Source organism: Streptomyces sp. NBC_01237, assembly GCF_035917275.1.
In the GTDB taxonomy this organism is placed as follows: domain Bacteria; phylum Actinomycetota; class Actinomycetes; order Streptomycetales; family Streptomycetaceae; genus Streptomyces.
The window spans coordinates 2,144,688-2,163,135 of record NZ_CP108508.1 but is presented as its reverse complement, the minus strand read 5'-3'; the positions used below and the strand labels follow the sequence as shown (position 1 = coordinate 2,163,135).

17 protein-coding genes are annotated in these 18,448 nt (G+C 72.3%); 7 read left to right on the top strand and 10 right to left on the bottom strand.

Features of this window, described 5'->3' with window-relative positions; translation table 11 throughout:
- Positions 1 to 38 precede the first annotated feature (38 nt).
- From OG251_RS09635 to OG251_RS09625, 3 genes are read right to left on the bottom strand one after another with little or no spacing between them, the layout of a single operon-like run.
- Positions 39 to 1,025, bottom strand: coding sequence for an acyl-CoA dehydrogenase family protein (locus tag OG251_RS09635; protein ID WP_326676762.1), 987 nt, complete (start codon positions 1,023 to 1,025; stop codon positions 39 to 41).
- On the bottom strand, positions 1,025 to 2,170 hold the full coding sequence (locus tag OG251_RS09630) for an acyl-CoA dehydrogenase family protein (RefSeq protein ID WP_326676761.1): 1,146 nt from the start codon (positions 2,168 to 2,170) through the stop codon (positions 1,025 to 1,027). The genes OG251_RS09635 and OG251_RS09630 overlap by 1 nt, the downstream gene beginning before the upstream one ends.
- Entirely contained in the window at positions 2,170 to 3,072 is a 903-nt protein-coding gene (locus OG251_RS09625) for an enoyl-CoA hydratase (protein WP_326676760.1), read from the bottom strand. Before OG251_RS09625 ends, OG251_RS09630 begins: the two co-directional genes overlap by 1 nt.
- A gap of 93 nt (positions 3,073 to 3,165) precedes the next feature.
- Here OG251_RS09625 and OG251_RS09620 point away from each other — a divergent pair, with 93 nt between their 5' ends.
- The 5 genes from OG251_RS09620 to OG251_RS09600 all read left to right on the top strand — a co-directional run bounded on the left by OG251_RS09620 (position 3,166) and on the right by OG251_RS09600 (position 8,258).
- On the top strand, positions 3,166 to 3,948 hold the full coding sequence (locus tag OG251_RS09620; protein WP_326676759.1) for an SDR family oxidoreductase: 783 nt from the start codon (positions 3,166 to 3,168) through the stop codon (positions 3,946 to 3,948).
- Positions 3,949 to 4,050: 102 nt separating this feature from the next.
- On the top strand, positions 4,051 to 4,662 hold the full coding sequence (locus OG251_RS09615; RefSeq protein WP_326676758.1) for a TetR/AcrR family transcriptional regulator: 612 nt from the start codon (positions 4,051 to 4,053) through the stop codon (positions 4,660 to 4,662).
- 21 nt (positions 4,663 to 4,683) lie between these two features.
- Entirely contained in the window at positions 4,684 to 5,841 is a 1,158-nt protein-coding gene (locus OG251_RS09610; protein ID WP_326676757.1) for an acetyl-CoA C-acetyltransferase, read from the top strand.
- A gap of 372 nt (positions 5,842 to 6,213) precedes the next feature.
- Positions 6,214 to 6,417, top strand: coding sequence for a cold-shock protein (locus tag OG251_RS09605; protein ID WP_015607926.1), 204 nt, complete (start codon positions 6,214 to 6,216; stop codon positions 6,415 to 6,417).
- A gap of 179 nt (positions 6,418 to 6,596) precedes the next feature.
- Complete coding sequence (locus tag OG251_RS09600; protein WP_326676756.1) at positions 6,597 to 8,258, top strand: DEAD/DEAH box helicase; 1,662 nt, start codon at positions 6,597 to 6,599, stop codon at positions 8,256 to 8,258.
- Between the two features lie 587 nt (positions 8,259 to 8,845).
- On the opposite strand, the gene OG251_RS09595 is transcribed toward OG251_RS09600, so the two are convergent.
- The 4 genes from OG251_RS09595 to OG251_RS09580 are packed head-to-tail and all read right to left on the bottom strand — an operon-like array spanning position 8,846 to position 12,250.
- The gene (locus OG251_RS09595; protein ID WP_326676755.1) at positions 8,846 to 9,886 is read right to left on the bottom strand and encodes an NAD(P)H-dependent flavin oxidoreductase; all 1,041 of its coding nucleotides are present in this window, start codon (positions 9,884 to 9,886) and stop codon (positions 8,846 to 8,848) included.
- A complete protein-coding gene (locus OG251_RS09590) occupies positions 9,886 to 10,638 on the bottom strand; it encodes a CoA-transferase subunit beta (RefSeq protein WP_326676754.1) in 753 nt (250 codons plus the stop codon). The genes OG251_RS09595 and OG251_RS09590 overlap by 1 nt, the downstream gene beginning before the upstream one ends.
- Positions 10,635 to 11,489, bottom strand: a complete 855-nt coding sequence (locus OG251_RS09585; RefSeq protein ID WP_326681199.1) for a CoA transferase subunit A — start codon at positions 11,487 to 11,489, stop codon at positions 10,635 to 10,637. The genes OG251_RS09590 and OG251_RS09585 overlap by 4 nt, the downstream gene beginning before the upstream one ends.
- 11 nt (positions 11,490 to 11,500) lie before the next feature.
- Positions 11,501 to 12,250, bottom strand: coding sequence for an enoyl-CoA hydratase family protein (locus OG251_RS09580; protein WP_326676753.1), 750 nt, complete (start codon positions 12,248 to 12,250; stop codon positions 11,501 to 11,503).
- Between the two features lie 84 nt (positions 12,251 to 12,334).
- On the opposite strand from OG251_RS09580, the gene OG251_RS09575 reads away from it, so the two are divergent.
- Positions 12,335 to 13,294, top strand: a complete 960-nt coding sequence (locus OG251_RS09575; protein WP_326676752.1) for an SDR family oxidoreductase — start codon at positions 12,335 to 12,337, stop codon at positions 13,292 to 13,294.
- 294 nt (positions 13,295 to 13,588) lie between these two features.
- Here OG251_RS09575 and OG251_RS09570 read toward each other — a convergent pair whose 3' ends face one another.
- Positions 13,589 to 14,338, bottom strand: a complete 750-nt coding sequence (locus tag OG251_RS09570; protein WP_326676751.1) for an ankyrin repeat domain-containing protein — start codon at positions 14,336 to 14,338, stop codon at positions 13,589 to 13,591.
- Positions 14,339 to 14,399: 61 nt separating this feature from the next.
- Positions 14,400 to 15,293, bottom strand: a complete 894-nt coding sequence (locus OG251_RS09565) for a hypothetical protein (protein WP_326676750.1) — start codon at positions 15,291 to 15,293, stop codon at positions 14,400 to 14,402.
- Positions 15,294 to 15,570: 277 nt separating this feature from the next.
- On the opposite strand from OG251_RS09565, the gene OG251_RS09560 reads away from it, so the two are divergent.
- Positions 15,571 to 16,347, top strand: coding sequence for a S1 family peptidase (locus OG251_RS09560; RefSeq protein ID WP_326676749.1), 777 nt, complete (start codon positions 15,571 to 15,573; stop codon positions 16,345 to 16,347).
- A 13-nt stretch (positions 16,348 to 16,360) separates the two neighbouring features.
- Here the strand turns inward: OG251_RS09560 and OG251_RS09555 are convergent, their stop codons facing one another.
- Positions 16,361 to 18,301, bottom strand: a complete 1,941-nt coding sequence (locus OG251_RS09555; RefSeq protein ID WP_326676748.1) for a glycoside hydrolase family 35 protein — start codon at positions 18,299 to 18,301, stop codon at positions 16,361 to 16,363.
- Positions 18,302 to 18,448: the final 147 nt, after the last annotated feature.

The following is an 18,448-nucleotide window of genomic DNA, read 5'->3' as shown; positions in this document are numbered from 1 at the left end:
TCCCGCTGCCAGGAGAGCGGAAGGGGCACTCCGCACCGCTACCCGGAGAGCACCCGCTCCCGGCACACCCCCGGCGTCCCCCACGCATCCCGCAGCGGCCGTGCCTTGCGCAGCCACAACGACAGGTCCAGCTCCTGGGTGTACCCCACCGCACCGTGCAGCTGGAGCGCGGTACGGGCCGCCGCGTACCCCGCCTCGCCCGCCAGCACCTTCGCCGCCGCGACATCCGCCCCGGCCCGCGGCGATCCCCCGGCCAGTGACACCGCCGCCCCGTACAGCGCCGGACGCGCGAACTCCAGCCCCAGCAGCGTGTCCGCCAGCCGGTGCTTGACGGCCTGGAAGGAGCCGATGGGCACCGCGAACTGGGTACGCCGCTTGACGTACTCGACCGTGGAGCCCAGCAACGCCTCCCCGGTCCCCAGCGCCTGGGCCGCCGTCGCGAACGCCGCCCAGTCGCCCGCCGCGCGTGCCGCCGCCACCACCCGGGGCCCGGCGGCGAGCACCGCACCCCCCGCCTCCGGCGTGAACAGCCGCCGCGCCGGATCGGCCGAGGCATGGAGCGTTCCCGGCCCCGGCGCGAGCCGCAGCTCCTGCCCGGTCACCACGAACACCCCGTCCACCACGTCCGCGTCCAGCGCGTACGGCCCGTACCCGTCCATCCGCAGGGTCGCCGAAGCCTCCCCCGCGGCCAGCCGGGGCAGCCACTCCTCAGCCGCCGGGCCGCCCACGGCACTCAGCAGCACCGAGAGCGCCACGGTCTCCACCACCGGACCCGGCACCGCATGCCGCCCCAACTCCACGAAGGCGACAGCGAGTTCGACCGGAAGGGGTCCCACGCCGCCGTGCGCCTCCGGGACCGCGAGGGCGAACACCCCGGCGTGCGCGAGCCGTGCCCACAGGGCCCTGCCCGGCCCATGGTCCCCGGCGCCCCAGGCCCGTACCGCCGACGGCGTGTCCGAGGCCGTCAGCATCGCGTCCAGCGAGCGGGCGAACTCCCGCTGCTCCCCGTCGAGGAGGAAACGCATCAGCGCCGTCCCTTCGGCAGGCCGAGCAGCCGCTCGGCGATGATGTCCCGCTGGATCTCGTTCGTCCCGGCGTAGATCGGACCCGCGAGGGAGAAGACGTACCCCTCGGACCACGCGGACTCCGCCAGCTCCGCGTCCGGTCCCAGCAGATCGAGCGCCGTCTCGTGCAGCGCGATGTCGTACTCCGACCAGAACACCTTGTTCAGGCTCGACTCCGCGCCGATGGCCGTCCCCGCCGCGAACCGCGACGCGCCCGCGTAGGTGAACAGCTGATAGGCCCGCGCCCCGATCACCGCGTCGGCGACCCGGTCCCGCAGCGCCGTGTCCGACGGTTCGCCCCGTGCCCGCCACAGCCCGGACAGCCGGTCCGCCGCGGCGAGGAAACGGCCGGGGGAGCGGAGGGTGAGCCCGCGCTCGTTGCCCGTTGTCGACATGGCGATACGCCAGCCCTGGCCGGGCTCCCCGATGATGTCCGCGTCCGGTACGAAGACCTCGTCCAGGAACAGTTCGGCGAACGCCGGCTTCCCGTCGAGGCGCCCGATCGGCCGGACCGTGACGCCCGGCGCCGACAGGTCGAACATCAGATACGTCAGCCCGTGATGCGGCTTGGCGGCCTCGGGGTCCGTACGGAAGATCCCGAACGCCCGGTCCGCGAACGCCGCACGCGAGGACCAGGTCTTCTGCCCCGACAGCAGCCACCCGCCGTCCGTGCGCACCGCGCGCGAGCGCAGCGACGCCAGGTCGGAACCCGCCTCCGGCTCGGACCAGGCCTGCGCCCAGATCACCTCGCCGCTCGCCATCGACGGCAGCACCCGGGCCCGCTGCTCCTCGGTCGCGTGGTCGAAGAGCGTGGGGGCGAGCAGGCTGATGCCGTTCTGCGAGACCCGGCCGGGGCCACCGGCCGCGTAGTACTCCTCCTCGAAGGCCAGCCAGCCGAAGATGTCCGCGTCCCGGCCGCCGTACCCGGCGGGCCAGGAGACCGCCGACCACCGGTCCGCGTGCAGCCGCGCCTCCCACGCCCGGTGCGCGGCGAACCCCTCCTCGGTCTCCAGCGACGGCAGCGGCCGGGCGGGCACGTTGGCCCGCAGCCAGGCTCGCGCCTCGGCCCGGATGGCGTCCGTGCGCGCCGACTGCGCCAGGTCCATCACGTGCCCGCCTTCTTCATCGCGGCGACATCCATGCCGCCGAGCGGGTCCGCCGCCGTCTCCGCGTTGTGGGCGTGGGCGAGATGGTGCAGCCCGAAGACCGAGTCCAGGCCGCTGTGCAGGCCCTGGAGGTCCTCCGCCTGGTTCACGGCGCGCTTGGTGAGCGCCAGCCCGAGGCGCGGCATCTCGGCGATGCGCAGGGCCAGTTCATGCGTACGTTCGGCGAGTTCGGCCCGCTCGACGACCCGGTTGACCATGCCGACCTCGTACGCCCGCCGGGCGCTCATCCGGTCGCCGGTGAAGAGGAACTCCTTGGCGATCCGGGGCGGCATCACCCAGGGGTGCGCGAAGTACTCGACGCCGGGGATGCCCATCCGCACCACCGGATCGGCGAAGAACGCGTCCTCGCTCGCCACGATCAGATCGCAGATCCACGCCAGCATCAGCCCGCCCGCCACGCACGCCCCCTGGACGGACGCCACCACGGGCTTGGGCAGCTCGCGCCAGCGTCTGCACATCCCGAGATAGACCTCCGACTCCCGGGCGAAACGGCTCTCCGCGCCCGTCTTGTCGCTGTGGTCCCACCAGAGTCCGGCCCGGCGTTCGAAGGGCAGATGCGCGTCGCGCTGCGGGGTGCCGATGTCATGCCCCGCCGAGAAGTGGTCCCCGGCCCCGGCCAGCACGACGGCCCTCACCTCACCGTCCTCGGCGGCCCGGTAGAAGGCGGCGTCCAGCGCGTAGGTCATCGCGGAGTTCTGGGCGTTGCGGTAGCGCGGGCGGTTCAGCGTGACGTACGCGACCGGCCCCCGGCGCTCGTACAGCACGGGCCCGGTCCCGCCGTCGGGTGCCGGACCGGAGGCGGGCGCCGGGCCCTGGGTGGGGCCGGGTGTCGGATCGGGCATCGGCTCATCCTTCCCTAACAAGTGTTTGGTAGGTTAATGTACGCGCACCGGCACCGGCTAGGGCCCGGCGCCGGAGACCCGAGGAGGCAGGGCGTGAGCGCACCGCAGTACCTACCGGGACACGGACTGCTGACCTCCCGCAACGCCGTCGTGACCGCGGCCGCCGGGGCCGGGATCGGCGGAGCCACCGCCCGCCGGCTCCTGGAGGAGGGCGCCCGGGTCGTCATCGGCGACGCCCACGCCCGCCGGCTGAAGGAGACCGAGCAGGCACTCGCCGACGAGTTCGGCGCCGACCGTGTCACCTCCCTGCCCTGCGACGTCACCGACGAAGCCCAGGTCCGGGCCCTCTTCGCGCACGCAGAACAGACCCACGGCGGCCTCGACATCGTCGTCAACAACGCGGGCCTCGGCGGCACCGCCGAACTCACCGAGATGACCGACGACCAGTGGACCAAGGTCCTCGACGTCACCCTGAACGGCACCTTCCGCTGCACCAGGGCCGCCCTGCGCTCCCTCAAGGCCGCGGGCAGCGGAGGCGTCGTCGTCAACAACGCCTCCGTCGTCGGCTGGCGCGCCCAGAGCGGCCAGGCCCACTACGCCGCCGCCAAGGCGGGCGTCATGGCACTCACCCGCTGCGCCGCCGTCGAAGCGGCCGCGTACGGCGTACGGGTCAACGCGGTCGCCCCCAGCCTCGCCATGCACCCGCACCTGGCCAAGGTCACCTCCGCCGGGCTTCTCGCCGAACTCACCGAGAAGGAGGCGTTCGGCCGGTACGCCGAACCCTGGGAGGTCGCCAACGTCATCGTCTTCCTCGCCAGCGGCTACTCCTCCTACATGACCGGCGAGGTCGTCTCCGTGAGCAGTCAGCGTGCATGAGGCGGCCATCGGGGCACGGACGGGCGACGGGCGGGGAACGGCCGGACGGGCGGCGGTCCGGCGGGTGGACGGCCGGACGGCGGGCGGACGGACAATGGACGGGTGCCTACCAAGAAGAAGCCCCAGGTGACCCCCTCGCCCGAGCGGCGCCGCGAACTGCTCGCCACCGCCGCCGAGGTCTTCGCCGCGCAGGGATACAACGCCACCACCGTCCGGAAGATCGCGGACGAGGCGGGCATGCTCGCGGGCAGCCTCTACTACCACTTCGATTCCAAGGAATCGATGGTCGACGAGATCCTCTCCACCTTCCTCGACGAACTCTGGGAGGGGTACGACGCGGTACTGGAGGCCGGCCTCGGCCCCCGGGAATCCATCGAGGCCCTGGTCACCGAGTCCTTCCGGGAGATCGACCGGCACCGCGCCGCCGTCGCCATCTACCAGAAGGAGTCCAAGCACCTCGCCACCCAGCCCCGCTTCCAGTACCTGGCCGACTCGCAGCAGAAGTTCGAGAAGGCATGGCTCGGCACCCTGGAACGCGGTGTCGCCGACCGGACCTTCCGCGCCGACCTCGACATCCGGCTCACCTACCGCTTCGTCCGCGACACCGTCTGGGTCGCGGCCTCCTGGTACCGGCCGGGCGGACAGCACAGCCCCGAGGAGATCGCCCGCCAGTACCTCTCGATGGTGCTCGACGGGATCGCCCTGCGTCACTGACTCACCCAAGGAGCAGCAGCCATGGCCGAGGCCTACATCGTCGAAGCGGTACGCACCCCCGTCGGCAGGCGCAAGGGGGGCCTCGGGGCCGTCCACCCCGCCGACCTCGGCGCCCATGTGCTGAAGGCCCTGGTCGCCCGCGCCGGCATCGACCCGGCGGCGGTCGAGGACGTCGTCTTCGGCTGCCTCGACACCGTCGGACCCCAGGCCGGCGACATCGCCCGCACCTCCTGGCTGGCGGCCGGACTCCCCGAAGAGGTCCCCGGCGTCACCATCGACCGCCAGTGCGGCTCCTCCCAGCAGGCCGTGCACTTCGCCGCCCAGGGGGTGCTCTCCGGCACCCAGGACCTGGTCGTCGCCGGAGGCACCCAGAACATGACGCAGATCCCGATCGCCTTCGCCTCCCGCCGGGCGGCCGAACCCCTCGGCTTCACCGAAGGCCCCTATGCGGGCAGCGAAGGCTGGCGAGCCCGGTACGGCGACGCACCCGTCAACCAGTTCCACGGCGCCCAGCTCATCGCCGAGAAGTGGGGCATCGGCCGGCGCGACATGGAGGAGTTCGCCCTCCTCTCCCACCAACGGGCGATCCGCGCCATCGACGAGGGCCGCTTCGCCCGCGAGACCGTCGCGTACGGAGAGGTCACCGCCGACGAGGGGCCGCGCCGCGACACCACCCTGGAGAAGATGGCCGCGCTCAAGCCCGTCATGGACGGCGGCACGATCACCGCCGCCTGCTCCTCGCAGGTCTCCGACGGCGCCGCCGCCCTGCTCATCGCCTCCGAACGGGCCGTCGCCGAGCACGGCCTCACCCCGCGCGCCCGCGTCCACCACCTCTCCGTACGTGCCGAGGACCCGATCCGGATGCTGTCCGCACCGATCCCCGCCACCGCGTACGCGCTGAAGAAGACCGGCCTCACCCTCGACGACATCGACCTGGTCGAGATCAACGAAGCCTTCGCACCGGTCGTCCTGGCCTGGCTGAAGGAGACCGGCGCGGACCCGGAGCGGGTCAATGTCAACGGCGGCGCGATCGCCCTCGGGCACCCGCTCGGCGCGACCGGTGCCAGGCTGATGACGACGCTCCTGCACGAACTGGAACGCACCGGCGGCCGCTACGGGCTCCAGACGATGTGCGAGGGCGGCGGCCAGGCGAACGTCACCATCATCGAAAGGCTCTGACGCCGGGGCGGCCGGGTGCCGGGATGCCGGAGCGTCGGGGGTGCTGGCGTGCAGGCGCGTCGGGGCGCCCGGGTGTCGGGCCCGGAAACCTTGGGGGAACAGGCGTCCAATCCCCGGGGGACACCGTCCGGACCCCTCCTGGTCAGCGAAGTTCTCCGTCCGGCGGCACGACGGGATCCGCCGCCGGACGACAGAACGTGCTACGGTGGTCCAGTTGCAGTTTTGGTACCCATGAACTTTATGTGCGCCTGACGGGAATGCTTCCTCAGGCGCTTTATTGTTTTCCGGCTTTCTCCGGGTGGGGCTCAATGCGGCGACTTGGAATTCGTAAAGTGCGAATTTCCGGCACTGCACCTCTTTTAGGAGATCGACATGGCTACTGGAACCGTGAAGTGGTTCAACTCGGAAAAGGGCTTCGGCTTCATCGAGCAGGACGGCGGCGGCGCCGACGTCTTCGCCCACTACTCGAACATCGCCACCCAGGGCTTCCGTGAGCTCCAGGAGGGCCAGAAGGTCTCCTTCGACGTCACGCAGGGCCAGAAGGGCCCGCAGGCGGAGAACATCGTCCCGGCCTAATTGCCGGACGCGTACCTCGCAACCGGGGCCCGCACCGTGAAGGTGCGGGCCCCGGTTTGTGCTGTCTGGGGGACACCCCGCTTTGTGCTGCATCCTGGGGCGCACATCAAGCAGTCCACAGACAGTCCCACCAGCAGTCCCGCAGTAACCCCAGGAATCCCCCAGGAGGGCAATTCCGTATGACCCGCTTCGAACGCCAGGACCGACCGACCCGCACCCGACCGGCCAGGGGACGCGGCCCGGCCCCGGCACAGGCGAACGCCAAGGGATCCGGCCGCGGAGCCGGCAAGGCACCCGCCCGCCGCCGCGCCACAGCGCCCCAGGGCGAGTTCGCCCTGCCGGAGACCATGACCCCCGCGCTGCCCGCCGTCGAGGCGTTCGCCGAGCTGGACATGCCCGCGGCACTGCTGAAGACCCTCACCGCGCAGGGCGTCACCGAGCCCTTCCCCATCCAGGGCGCCACCCTGCCGAACTCGCTGGCCGGCCGGGACATCCTGGGCCGTGGCCGCACCGGCTCCGGCAAGACGCTCGCCTTCGGCCTGGCCCTGCTCGCCCGCACCGCCGGGCGCCGCTCCGAGCCCCGCGCCCCGCTGGCCCTCGTCCTCGTCCCGACCCGTGAGCTCGCCCAGCAGGTCACCGACGCCCTCACCCCGTACGCGACCTCCGTGAACCTGCGGCTCGCCACCGTCGTCGGCGGCATGTCGATCAGCAAGCAGTCCGGCACGCTGCGCCGGGGCGCCGAGGTGCTCGTCGCCACGCCAGGCCGGCTCAAGGACCTCATCGAGCGCGGCGACTGCCGCCTCGACCAGGTCGCCATCACCGTCCTCGACGAGGCCGACCAGATGGCCGACATGGGCTTCATGCCGCAGGTCGTCGCGCTGCTCAAGCAGGTCGAGCCGGACGGGCAGCGCATGCTGTTCTCCGCGACCCTCGACAAGAACATCGACCGCCTGGTCAAGATGTTCCTCACCGACCCGGTCGTGCACTCCGTCGACCCGTCCGCCGGTGCGGTCACCACCATGGAGCACCATGTGCTCCACGTCGCGGACGAGACCGACAAGAAGGCCGTCGCCACGAAGATCGCCGCCCGTGACGGCCGGGTGATCATGTTCGTCGACACCAAGCGCGCCGCCGACCGCTTCGCCAAGCGGCTGCTCGCCAGCGGCGTACGGGCCGCGGCCCTGCACGGCGGCCGGTCCCAGCCGCAGCGCAACAGGACCCTGGACCAGTTCAAGAACGGCCAGGTCACCGCACTCGTCGCGACGAACGTGGCGGCCCGTGGCATCCACGTCGACGACCTCGACCTCGTCGTCAACGTGGACCCGCCCACCGACCACAAGGACTACCTCCACCGCGGCGGGCGCACGGCGCGCGCCGGGGAGTCCGGCAGCGTCGTCACGCTGGTGCTGCCCGAGGAGAAGCGGGAGATGACCCGGCTGATGCAGGACGCGGGCATCGACCCCCGCACCACCCGCATCAAGTCCAGCGACGAGGAGCTGACCCGGATCACCGGGGCCCGCGAGCCGTCCGGAATCGCGATCGTCGTCGAGGTCCCCCAGCCCACCCAGCCCAAGCCGCGCACGCGGACGGCCGGGGCGCCGGGCTCGGGCACCGGCGGCGGCTTCCGCTCGGGCAGCCGGGGCCGTGGACGCCGCGGCGCCGGCGGTGGCGCGCAGGGTGCGGGAGGCGGCGGCGAGTCGCGTGGCGGTGCGGCCGGTTCCGTACGCGGGGGCGGTGGCGGCGGAGCCGCGCGTTCGGGCGGCGAGTCCCGTGGTGCGGGGGCGGGGCGTGCCGGTTCGGGGCGGGGCGCGGCGCCTGCGCGTGGGCGTCGGGCGGCGTAGCCGGGAGATGTGGGGGCGGGGTGCGGGTGCGGGCCTTTCGGGGCTCCGCCCCGGACCCCGGTCCTCAATCGCCGGACGGGCTTGAATTGGGGCGCCGGCCCTCGGAGTGGGGCGGGGCTTTGCCCGAGGTCTTGTCCTCAATCGCCGGACGGCTTGATGGTGGGCCCGGTCCTCAATCGCCGGACGGGCTTGGGTTGGGCCCGGTCCTCGGGTGACGGGTGGGCTTGGGTTGGGGTCCCGGTCCTTGGTGTGGGGCGGGGCTTTGCCCGAGGTCTTGTCCTCAATCGCCGGATGGCTTGATGGTGGGCCACGGTCCTTGCTTGACGGCGGGCTTGATGGTGGGCCCGGTCCTCAATCGCCGGACGGGCTCCGCCCCGGACCCCGGTCCTCAATCGCCGGACGGGCTTGGGTTGGGCCCGGTCCTCGGGTGACGGGTGGGCTTGAGTTGGGGTCCCGGTCCTTGGTGTGGGGCGGGGCTTTGCCCGAGGTCTTGTCCTCAATCGCCGGACGGCTTGATGGTGGGCCACGGTCCTTGCTTGGTGGCGGGCACCAAGGGGTTCCGCTGCTGTGCGGGCTCGGTTCTGGGGCTACGGCAGGGTTGCGCGGGCCTGGTGGGCCTCTTTCATTGTTCGGGTCACCAGTTCGGCCACGCTCGGCAGATCCTCGATCAGGCCCGCGACCTGACCCGAGGCCATGATCCCGAGGTCGGTGCGGCCGTCCACCATGGATGCCTTCAGCAGCATCGGCGTATTCGCGGCCAGCAGCACCTGGCTCCAGGTCAGGTCCTTGCCGTGCTTCGTGGCGAGGCCCTCACGCAGCATCCGGGGCCAGCTCAGGCCGGAGATCCGCCGGAAACCCGATGCCCGGCGCACCGCCTGGGCCAGGGCCCGGACGCGGCCCGCCCGCTCCAGGGCGGCCACCATCTCCGTACGCAGCATCCGGTGCGGGAGCCCGTCCACCGCCGTGGTGACCGTGATGTCCTTGACGCCCGCCGCCAGATAGCGGGCCTTCACCGCGTCCGGGACCGTGGAGTCCGACGTCAGCAGGAACCGCGTCCCCATCGCGATGCCCGCCGCCCCGTACGCCAGCGCCGCGACCAGGCCCCGGCCGTCGTGGAAGCCGCCCGCCGCGATCACCGGGATGTCCACCGCGTCGACGACCTGGGGCAGCAGGACCGTGGTCGCCACCTCTCCCGTGTGGCCACCGCCCTCGCCGCCCTGCACGATCACCGCGTCCGCGCCCCACGCCGCGACCTTCTCCGCGTGGCGCCGGGCCCCGATCGACGGGACGACGACCACGCCCGCGTCCTTCAGTTCGGCGATCAGCTCCCGTGACGGGGCCAGCGCGAACGACGCCACCCGCACCCCCTCGTCGATGATGATCCGTACCCGCTCGCGCGCGTCCCCGGCATCCGCCCGCAGATTCACGCCGAACGGTGCGTCGGTACGGGACTTGACCTCCAGGACCGCGGCGCGCAGCTGCTCCACGGTCATCGTCGCGGAGGCCAGGATGCCGAGGGCGCCCGCCTCGGCGGTGGCGGTGACCAGCCGGGGGCCGGCGACCCAGCCCATGCCGGTCTGCACGATCGGGTACCGGACACCGACGAGTTCGGTCAGGGCCGTGCGCATCAGGACCGGACCTCGCGGTCGCGGGTGCCGGTGGGGTCGATGACCTCGCGGATCAGGCGGAGTTCCCCGGCGGTCGGCTCACGGGTGAAGGGCACGTCGTCCTCGATCGTGAGCGCGAAACCCGTGGCTTCGCGGACCTGGTCGACGGTGACGCCCGGATGCAGTGAGGCGAGCCGCATGGAGCGGTCCGGGGTCGCGAAGTCGAAGACACCGAGATCGCTGACGACCCGGGGGACGCGGTGGAAGCGGGTCGCGGAGGGACCGGCCGCCGCGGCCCTGTCGTAACCGACCCCGCAGACCATGTCGACGCGTTCGACGAAGACCCGGCGGGCGTGGCGCGGAACCCAGTAACTGACGGGATTGTTCAGGGTGTTGACCGGTGCGCCGCGGACCCCGAGGAGCTGGCGGACGGGCCGTTCCCAGTCGCCGACGCAGGAGATGTTCTGATTGCCGAAGCGGTCGATCTGGCTCGCGCCCATCATCACGTGCCGCTTGCCGCCGGTGACCATGGTGAGATGCTGACGGTAGGGCAGCCAGCCCTCCGGCGTGCCGTCGAGCCCGACGATCAGCGCCTCGCCGTCGGTGAGCAGCAGGTCGGGCGAGAAGGTGCGCTTGGCGAGGCGGGCGCCGAGCGCCGGGATCAGGCCCATCGGGCTGGCCAGCACCTCGCCGTTGTCGCGCCACGCCTCGGCGCACGCGATCACGCAGTACTCGGCCCGGGTGACGGTCCCCGCAGCGGCTTCGGCGCTCACATCTGCTCCTCGTGCCAGGTCCGGACGGCTGACTGGTAGCTCTTCTCGTCGCCCCCCGCGGGCAGGAAGCGTTCGCTGAACTCGGCCCATGCCGCGGGGTCCGCGGCGGCCGTGGCGTACGCCTTCTGGAACGCCTCGTCGCGGGGGTGGTCGGGGACGCAGGAGGTGAAGTGCGCGCCGTTCGGGGTCTCGACGACACCGGTGACGGAGCTGCGTCTCACGAGGAGGGTCTGCGGGGCGGGCCCGTCCGTGAGCTCGGCGGTCTCGACGAGGCGTTCGCAGGAGAGGTACGCGGTGTCGGCGGCTTCGCAAAACAGGTCGTCGAAGTACGGATCGGGGCCCAGGTACTGGCCGTTGCCGAGCCGGTCCGCGCGGTTGAGGTGGACCAGGGCGGCGTCCATCCGCAGGGCCGGCATCGCGACGAACTCCTCGCCGTCCTCGTACGGCGAAGTCACCGTGCGCAGCGTGGGGTTGACCCGCATCACATCGGAGCCGATACCCGCCCGCACGGGCAGGAACGGCAGCCGGTTCGCGGCGGCGTGCAGCCCCCACATGAACATCGCCTCGTCGATCTCCGTCAGTTCGAACGCACCCTGCTGCCGGGCCGCGCGGAAGTGCGGTTCGAGGGGGATCGAGTCGAGGGTGACGAAGGCGGTGACCAGCCGTCGGATTCTGCCCGCGGCGGCCAGCAGGCCGACATCGGGGCCGCCGTACGAGATCACGGTGAGATCGGTGATCCCGGACCGGAGCAGGGCACGCACCAGCGCCATCGGTTTGCGGCGCGATCCCCAGCCGCCGATGCCGATCGTCATGCCGCTGCGGAGCCGGGAGACGACGTCCTCGGGCGTCATGGTCTTGTCGGTCACGATCGTGCCTCCTTGCCGAAGGTGTCGCGGACGCGGTCGGCGGTACCGCTGAGGCCGGCCTCGTAGGTGAAGCCCTGCTCGAAGCGGTAGCTGCGGCGTACGTCCACCGGGTCGATGCCGTTGATGGCGGCCTTGGCCAGCCGGAGGAGGTGTCCGTCCTTGCGGGCGATCTCCCCGGCCAGCTCCACCGCCGCGGCCGGCAGCGCGGTGCGCGGGACGACCCGCCAGACCGAGCCGTGCGCGTGCAGTTCGGCGGCGGTCACCGTGCGCGAGGTGTAGTACAGCGTCCGCATCAGGTGCTGGGGGACGAGCCGCGCGAGATGGGTGGCGGCGCCGAGCGCGCCGCGGTCCAGCTCGGGCAGCCCGAAGGTGGCGTCGTCGCTCGCCACGATCGCGTCCGCGTTGCCGACGAGCCCGATGCCACCGCCGAGGCAGAAACCGTTCACCGCGGCGACGACCGGTACCTCGCACTCGTACACGGCGGCGAACGCCTCGAAACAGCCGCGGTTGGCACCGATCAGGGCGTCGTGCCCCGGGTCGCGCTGGATCTCCTTGATGTCGACACCCGCGTTGAAGCCGCGCCCGGCCGCGGCCAGCACCACACAGCGGACCGCGGGATCGCGGCCCGCGGCGCGCAGGGCGTCGGCCAGGTCGTACCAGCCGCGCACGGGCAGGGCGTTGACGGGTGGGAAGTCGACGGTGATGACGCGGATGCCGTCGGCGGGACGTGAGGTGGAGACACCCATGAGAGGATCAGCTACCTTTCCACCAAACATTTGTTAGGTGGAAGGTAGCAGCCTGCCACCGCATCGCCAACAAGGGGAGCCGATATGACCACACGCAGCACCGGGCTCTGCGCCGGCCGGGTCGTCGCCGTGACGGGCGCCGGGCGGGGGCTGGGCCGGGCCCATGCCCTGGCCTTCGCCGCCGAGGGGGCCAAGGTCGTCGTCAACGACCTCGGAGTCGGCCTCACCGGGGACGGCGGCGGAAACGGGAGCGGCGGCGGGGTCGGGGGGCAGGGGGGCGCAGGACCGGCCCGTGAGGTCGTCGACGAGATCGTGGCCGCGGGCGGCGAAGCGGTCGCCCACCGGGGTGACATCGCCACGACCGACGGTGCGTCCTCGTTGGTCGCCACCGCCCTGGAGGCATTCGGGCGGCTCGACACCCTGGTCAACAACGCGGGCTTCCTGCGGGACCGGATGCTGGTCAACCTCGACGAGGACGACTGGGACGCGGTGCTGCGGGTGCATCTGAAGGGCCACTTCCTGCCCCTGAAGCACGCGGCGGCCCACTGGCGGTCCGAGGCCAGGGCGGGCCGCACGCCCGTCGCCCGGGTGATCAACACCAGTTCCGGGGCGGGTCTGCTCGGCAGCGTAGGACAGGGCAACTACGCCGCCGCGAAGGCCGGGATCCTCGGCCTCACCCTGGTCGCGGCCGAGGAGCTGCGGCGGTACGGCGTCCAGGTCAACGCCCTCGCTCCGGCGGCCAGGACCCGGATGACCGAGCAGGCGTTCGCCGAGACGATGGCGGCACCGGGGCCGGGTGCCTTCGACGCGATGGCCCCCGAGAACGTGTCGCCGCTGGTGGTGTGGCTCGGCTCGGCCGCGAGCGACGGGGTGACCGGACGCGTCTTCGAGGCCGAGGCGGGCCGGATCACCGTCATGGAGGGCTGGCGCCCCGGCCCCACCGCCGACCGGGGCGCACGCTGGTCCCCGGCCGCGGCCGGCACCGCCGTCCGTCGCCTGCTGGCAGCGGCGGAACCGGCCCGGCCGGTGTACGGCGCGCGGTGAACGGGGCGGCCGGGTGACGGGGGAGGGCGGCCTCGGGGCGCGCAGGTGTGTGACGAGGGGCGGTGGAGGCAGGAGGGGCAGGTGGGCGACGGCTGGTGGTGGCAGCAGGGCGCGCAGGTGGGTGACGAGGGGTGGTGGAGGCAGGACGGGCAGGTGGGCGACGGGGCAGCGGTGGCCGCAGGGGCGTCCGCGGCGATCGGCAGCGTGAGTCCCGCCCCTCTCGGACCCCCCGCCCCCTCGGACCCCCCCCGGCCCTCGGCCCCCGCCCTCGGAGCTCGCCCCTCGCTCAGGCCCTCACCCCACGCCCTTCAGCAGCTCTGCGATCACCGCGTGCCCCGTCTGTCCGTCCGCCCCCGCGAACGGCTCCCCGTCACGCAGCAGTTCCACGGTCACCGTCTCCTCGCCGTCCACGAGGTCACGGCGGACCATCGCGTCGAACCCGGAACCGTGCGTCTCCTCCAGCCTCCGCAGCAGCTCCTGCTCCACCTCCACTTCGAGCATCCGCCGCGCCTGTGTCAGCGCCCATTCCACCGCGCCCGCCCAGGTCCCCGCCCCGTGCTCCAGCAGCGCCCGCACCGTACGGACCGAGCCGCGCCGGGCCGCGAGCACCAACGGAGGCTCCCCTTCCGGGCCGGGCAGGTGAGGGTCCGCACCGTGGGCGAGCAGCAGCTCGGCGGTCGCTGCGTGGCCGAGCCCCACCGCCCAGCGCAGCGCGGTGAATCCGAACTGTTCGGGCAGGTCCGGCCGCGCCCCGGCGGACAGCAGCGCCCCGACCACCTCGGTGTGTCCGCCGCACGCGGCCCCGCACAGCGGGAGATCGCCCGCCTCGGGGCCGCTCGGCCGGTCCGGGTCGGCTCCGGCCGCGAGCAGGAGCCGTACTGCTCCCGGCCGGTCCTCCACCGACGCCAGATACAGCGCCGTCGTGCCGTCCGCGTCGCACGACTCGGCCGCGGCCCCCGCGCGCAATGCCCGTACGACAGCGTCCTCACTCTCGTACAGGGCCTCGAACAGGCTCCGTTCGTCCCCAATCGGCTCTTCCGTCATGCTTCGACCCTACGGTGGCCGCGCCGGGGTCCGGACCGCGCACCGGCCCCGGGACGGGCTCTCAGGTGTCGCACTCCAGGACCGTGCGGCACAGCCCGCACCTGGCGCGCACCCGGCCGCGGACCGGGACCCGGATGCGCTGGAGGCAGGTGGGGCAGGCGAAGGAGACCCGCAGCCCTCCGCCGCCGTGCTCGAAGGCGTACGGGGCACCGGGGTCCGCGGGCGTGCCCGGGTGGTCGCCGGCGTACCGCCGGTCCTTGGTGTAGCGCCGCCGCCCCAGCAGGCCCGCGGCGGTCAGCGGCGGTTGCCGGAGTTCGCGCAGGGCCTGCGCCCGTCCCTTCGCGTACGCCGAGTACGCCTGCGGGCTGGTGAACCACGGTGAGGGGTCCTCGTCGAACGCGAACGCGCGCTTGGCCAGGACGTACCCGAACTCCTCCGGTGTGAGGTAGCCGAGCTTCTGGCTGGACGTGGCGTCCTCCCGGAAGGCGTCGAGCAGCAGCCAGCCCGCCCCGAGATAGGTCGTCACGGTGTCGGTGAGGATCTCGTTGTCGCGCGTACCGGGGAGCTCCAGCCCGAGCCGGTGCAGCAGTACGTGGGTGATCTCGTGAGCGAGCGCGGCGCCGATGTCCCGGCGATGCGTACGGAACCGGTCATTGAGCTCGATGAAGTACTCCGGTCCGGCGGCGAGTTCGACGGTCGCCGCGTGCTCCATCCGCCGGAAGCCGACGATCATGCGGGCATCGGGCAGACGCAGGTGCTGGACCAGTGCCCGCGCCACCCGCTGGGTGCCCAGATGGAGATCGTCCACGTCCGAGAACGCGGCGTCGGCGGGCAGCAGGCTGGGGCCGTACGCGTGCACACCGTCGTACGAGATCCGCCGGTACAGCGCGGTGATCGCGGACCGGACGGCGTCGAGGTGCGGAAACCCATGGACGACCGGACTGCCGTCTCTCACGTCAGAACCCCCATCCGCGACGCTCGGCGGACCTCCACTGTATGCGGGGCGGCGGGGGAGAGGCCGTTGGGCCCTCTTGATGATCTTGGCCGAAAAGTGCGCCTTGTGGCGGCGGTGATCGCGTCCCGATAATCGGATCGTTCTTGTCGGGGTCATGCCGAGTTTGGTCGGCGGCAGCCCTCCGATGCGGGCACGCACCCCACAGCAATCCGCACAAGGCACCCTCAAGCACCCTCAAGAACCCCCCTCAGCACCCCCCACGAAAGAAGGCAGTCCGTTGAAGCAGCTTCTGCGCGCGCTGAAAAGATGTTCCGTCATAGCCGCCGTGGCCCTCGCGACCGTCAGCCTCCAGCCCTCCGGCGCCTCCGCCGCCCCCAACCCCGTCGTCGGCGGAACCAGGGCCGCCCAGGGTGAATTCCCCTTCATGGTCCGGCTCTCCATGGGCTGTGGCGGCGCGCTCTACGCCAAGGACATCGTCCTGACCGCCGCCCACTGCGTGGACGGATCGGGCAACAACACCTCGATCACCGCCACCGCGGGCGTCGTCGACCTCCAGTCCTCCAGCGCCGTCAAGGTCAAGTCCACCAAGGTCCTCCAGGCCCCCGGCTACAACGGCAAGGGCAAGGACTGGGCGCTGATCAAGCTCGCCAAGCCGATCGAGCAGCCGACCCTGAAGATCGCCACCACCACCGCGTACAACCAGGGCGAATTCACCATCGCCGGGTGGGGCGCCGCCACCGAGGGCGGGGCCCAGCAGCGCTACCTGCTCAAGGCGAAGGTGCCCTACGTCTCCGACGCCGACTGCCAGAGCGCGTACGGCAGCGACCTCGTCCCCGGTGAGGAACTGTGCGCCGGCCTCCTGGACACCGGCGGGATCGACACCTGCCAGGGCGACTCCGGCGGCCCGATGTTCCGCAAGGACAACGCCGGTGCCTGGATCCAGGTCGGCATCGTCAGCTGGGGCCAGGGCTGCGCCCAGGCCGGCTACCCCGGCGTGTACAGCGAGGTCTCGACCTTCGCCTCCGCCATCGCGTCCGCGGCCGCCACACTCTGACCCCGATGCGTGATCACGGCTGAACACCCCCGGGGGTGCCCGTCCGGACGGGCACCCCCGGACCCAGTTCCACGCACGGCCCGCCCGCGCCCTCCAGCTCCAGCACCCACACCTCGTTGGTGCCCTCGCGGAGCACGGGTCCGGGCACGTACAGCGTCTCCTGCGGACCCGCCGACCAGTACCGGCCCAGGCAGAAGCCGTTCACCCACACGAAGCCGCGCGTCCAGCCCGGCAGCTCCAGCCCGGCGTGACCGGTGCCGACGGCGTCCGTCACCTCGAACGCCCCCCGGAACAACCCCGTCCGCCCCGCGCCCGGTGCCTCGGTACCGGCACCCGCACCCGGTACCTCAGTGCCGGCACCCGCGCCCGGTGCCTCGGTACCGGCACCCGCACCCGTACCCGTGAACGGCACTTCCGTACCGGCATCCGTACCGGCATCGGCACCCGCCCCGACAGCCGTGAACGGAACCGCCGCCACCGCCTCCGCCGAGGCGAAGGCGTCCAGGCGCAGGCCCCGTGCCCGTACCCCGTGCAGATACTGCCGTTCGTGCAGCACCCCGCCCGTGATGCCCTTCGGCTCACCCAGCCGCGGCCCGTAATTGACCCGGCCCAGCGACTCCACCCACAGCTCGACCTCCGCAGGACCCGCGACCGGCTCGTCCAGCGTGGCGTGCTCCTCGGTCAGCACCCCGGCCAGGACCCCGTCCACGTACACCGACGCCCGGTCCCGCAGCCCCGAAACCCCCAGCGTGTACGGCATCCGCGGCCCCGGCACCCCGACCCGGTAGCGAACCAGGCCACGATCCACGCCCAGCTCCTCGAACGTCGGCGGCACACCGGACTCCGGCGTCTCCGGATCACCCAGCGCCTCCAGCACCGCCGACAGCGGCGCCCACTCCGTCAACGCGGCCCGCACCCGGCCCCGAAGCCCCACCGGTTCCGGCGGCAACTCCGGAAGCGGACCGTCCGCGTACTCGGCCAGCACCTTCCGGAACAGCCAGAACTTCTCCGTGGCGCGCCCGTACTCATCGACCGGCGCGTCGTAGTCGTACGACGTCACCGTCGGCTGAAGCTCCTGGTCCTGAAGCGGACCGGAACGATTCGCCCCCGCCCAGCCCGCGAAGTTCGTCCCGCCGTGCGCCATGTAGATGTTCACCGACGCCCCGCACTCCAGGATCTCCCGCAACGCGTCCGCCGCCCCCGCCGGATCCCGTACGACAGGCTCGGCACCCCAGTGCTCGAACCAGCCGCACCAGAACTCCATGCACATCAGCGGCCCCTTCGGCTGATGGCGGCGCAGCACCTCGAACCCCGCACGCGCCCCCGACCCGAAGTTCGCCGTCGCCAGCAGACCGCGCACCGAACCACCCGTCAGCATGTGATCCTCGGGCCCGTCCGACGTGAACAGCGGCACCGTCACCCCGCACTGCCGCAGCAGCCCCGCCAACCACTCCAGATACACCGAGTCCGTGCCGTAGCTCCCGTACTCGTTCTCCGCCTGCACCATGATCACCGGACCGCCCCGTGTGACCTGCCGCCCCACCACCTGCGGAAGCAGCTCCCGGAACCAGCGCTCCACCGACGCCAGGTACTCCGCGTCCCGCGTCCGCACCCGCCGCCCGAACCGCCCCGTCACCCAGACCGGCAGGCCGCCGTTCTCCCACTCGGCGCAGATGTACGGACCCGGCCGCACGATCGCCAGCAGCCCCGCCCGCTGCGCCGCGTCCAGGAAACGGCCCAACGCCGCCACATCCCGGAACCGCCCCGGCGAGGGCTCATGGAGATTCCACGGCACATACGTCTCGACACAGTTCAGACCCATGGCCCGCAGCATCGACAGCCGGTGATCCCACTGCTCCTCGTGGACCCGGAAGTAGTGCAGAGCCCCCGACAGCAGCCGTACGGGCTTTCCGTCGAGCCGGAAGTGGTCGTCCCCCACGGTGAAGTCAGCCATCGTGCTCGTAGTCTCCTGTGCGCCTCGGGTCACCCCGGGTGAAATAGTGCGCCCAGCTTCGCCCTCTGGCGTGCGCCCGGTCCATGGACAAAGATCACTGCTGTTTGGACACAACGCGATGAACCACGGAGACAGGGAGGAAGCAAG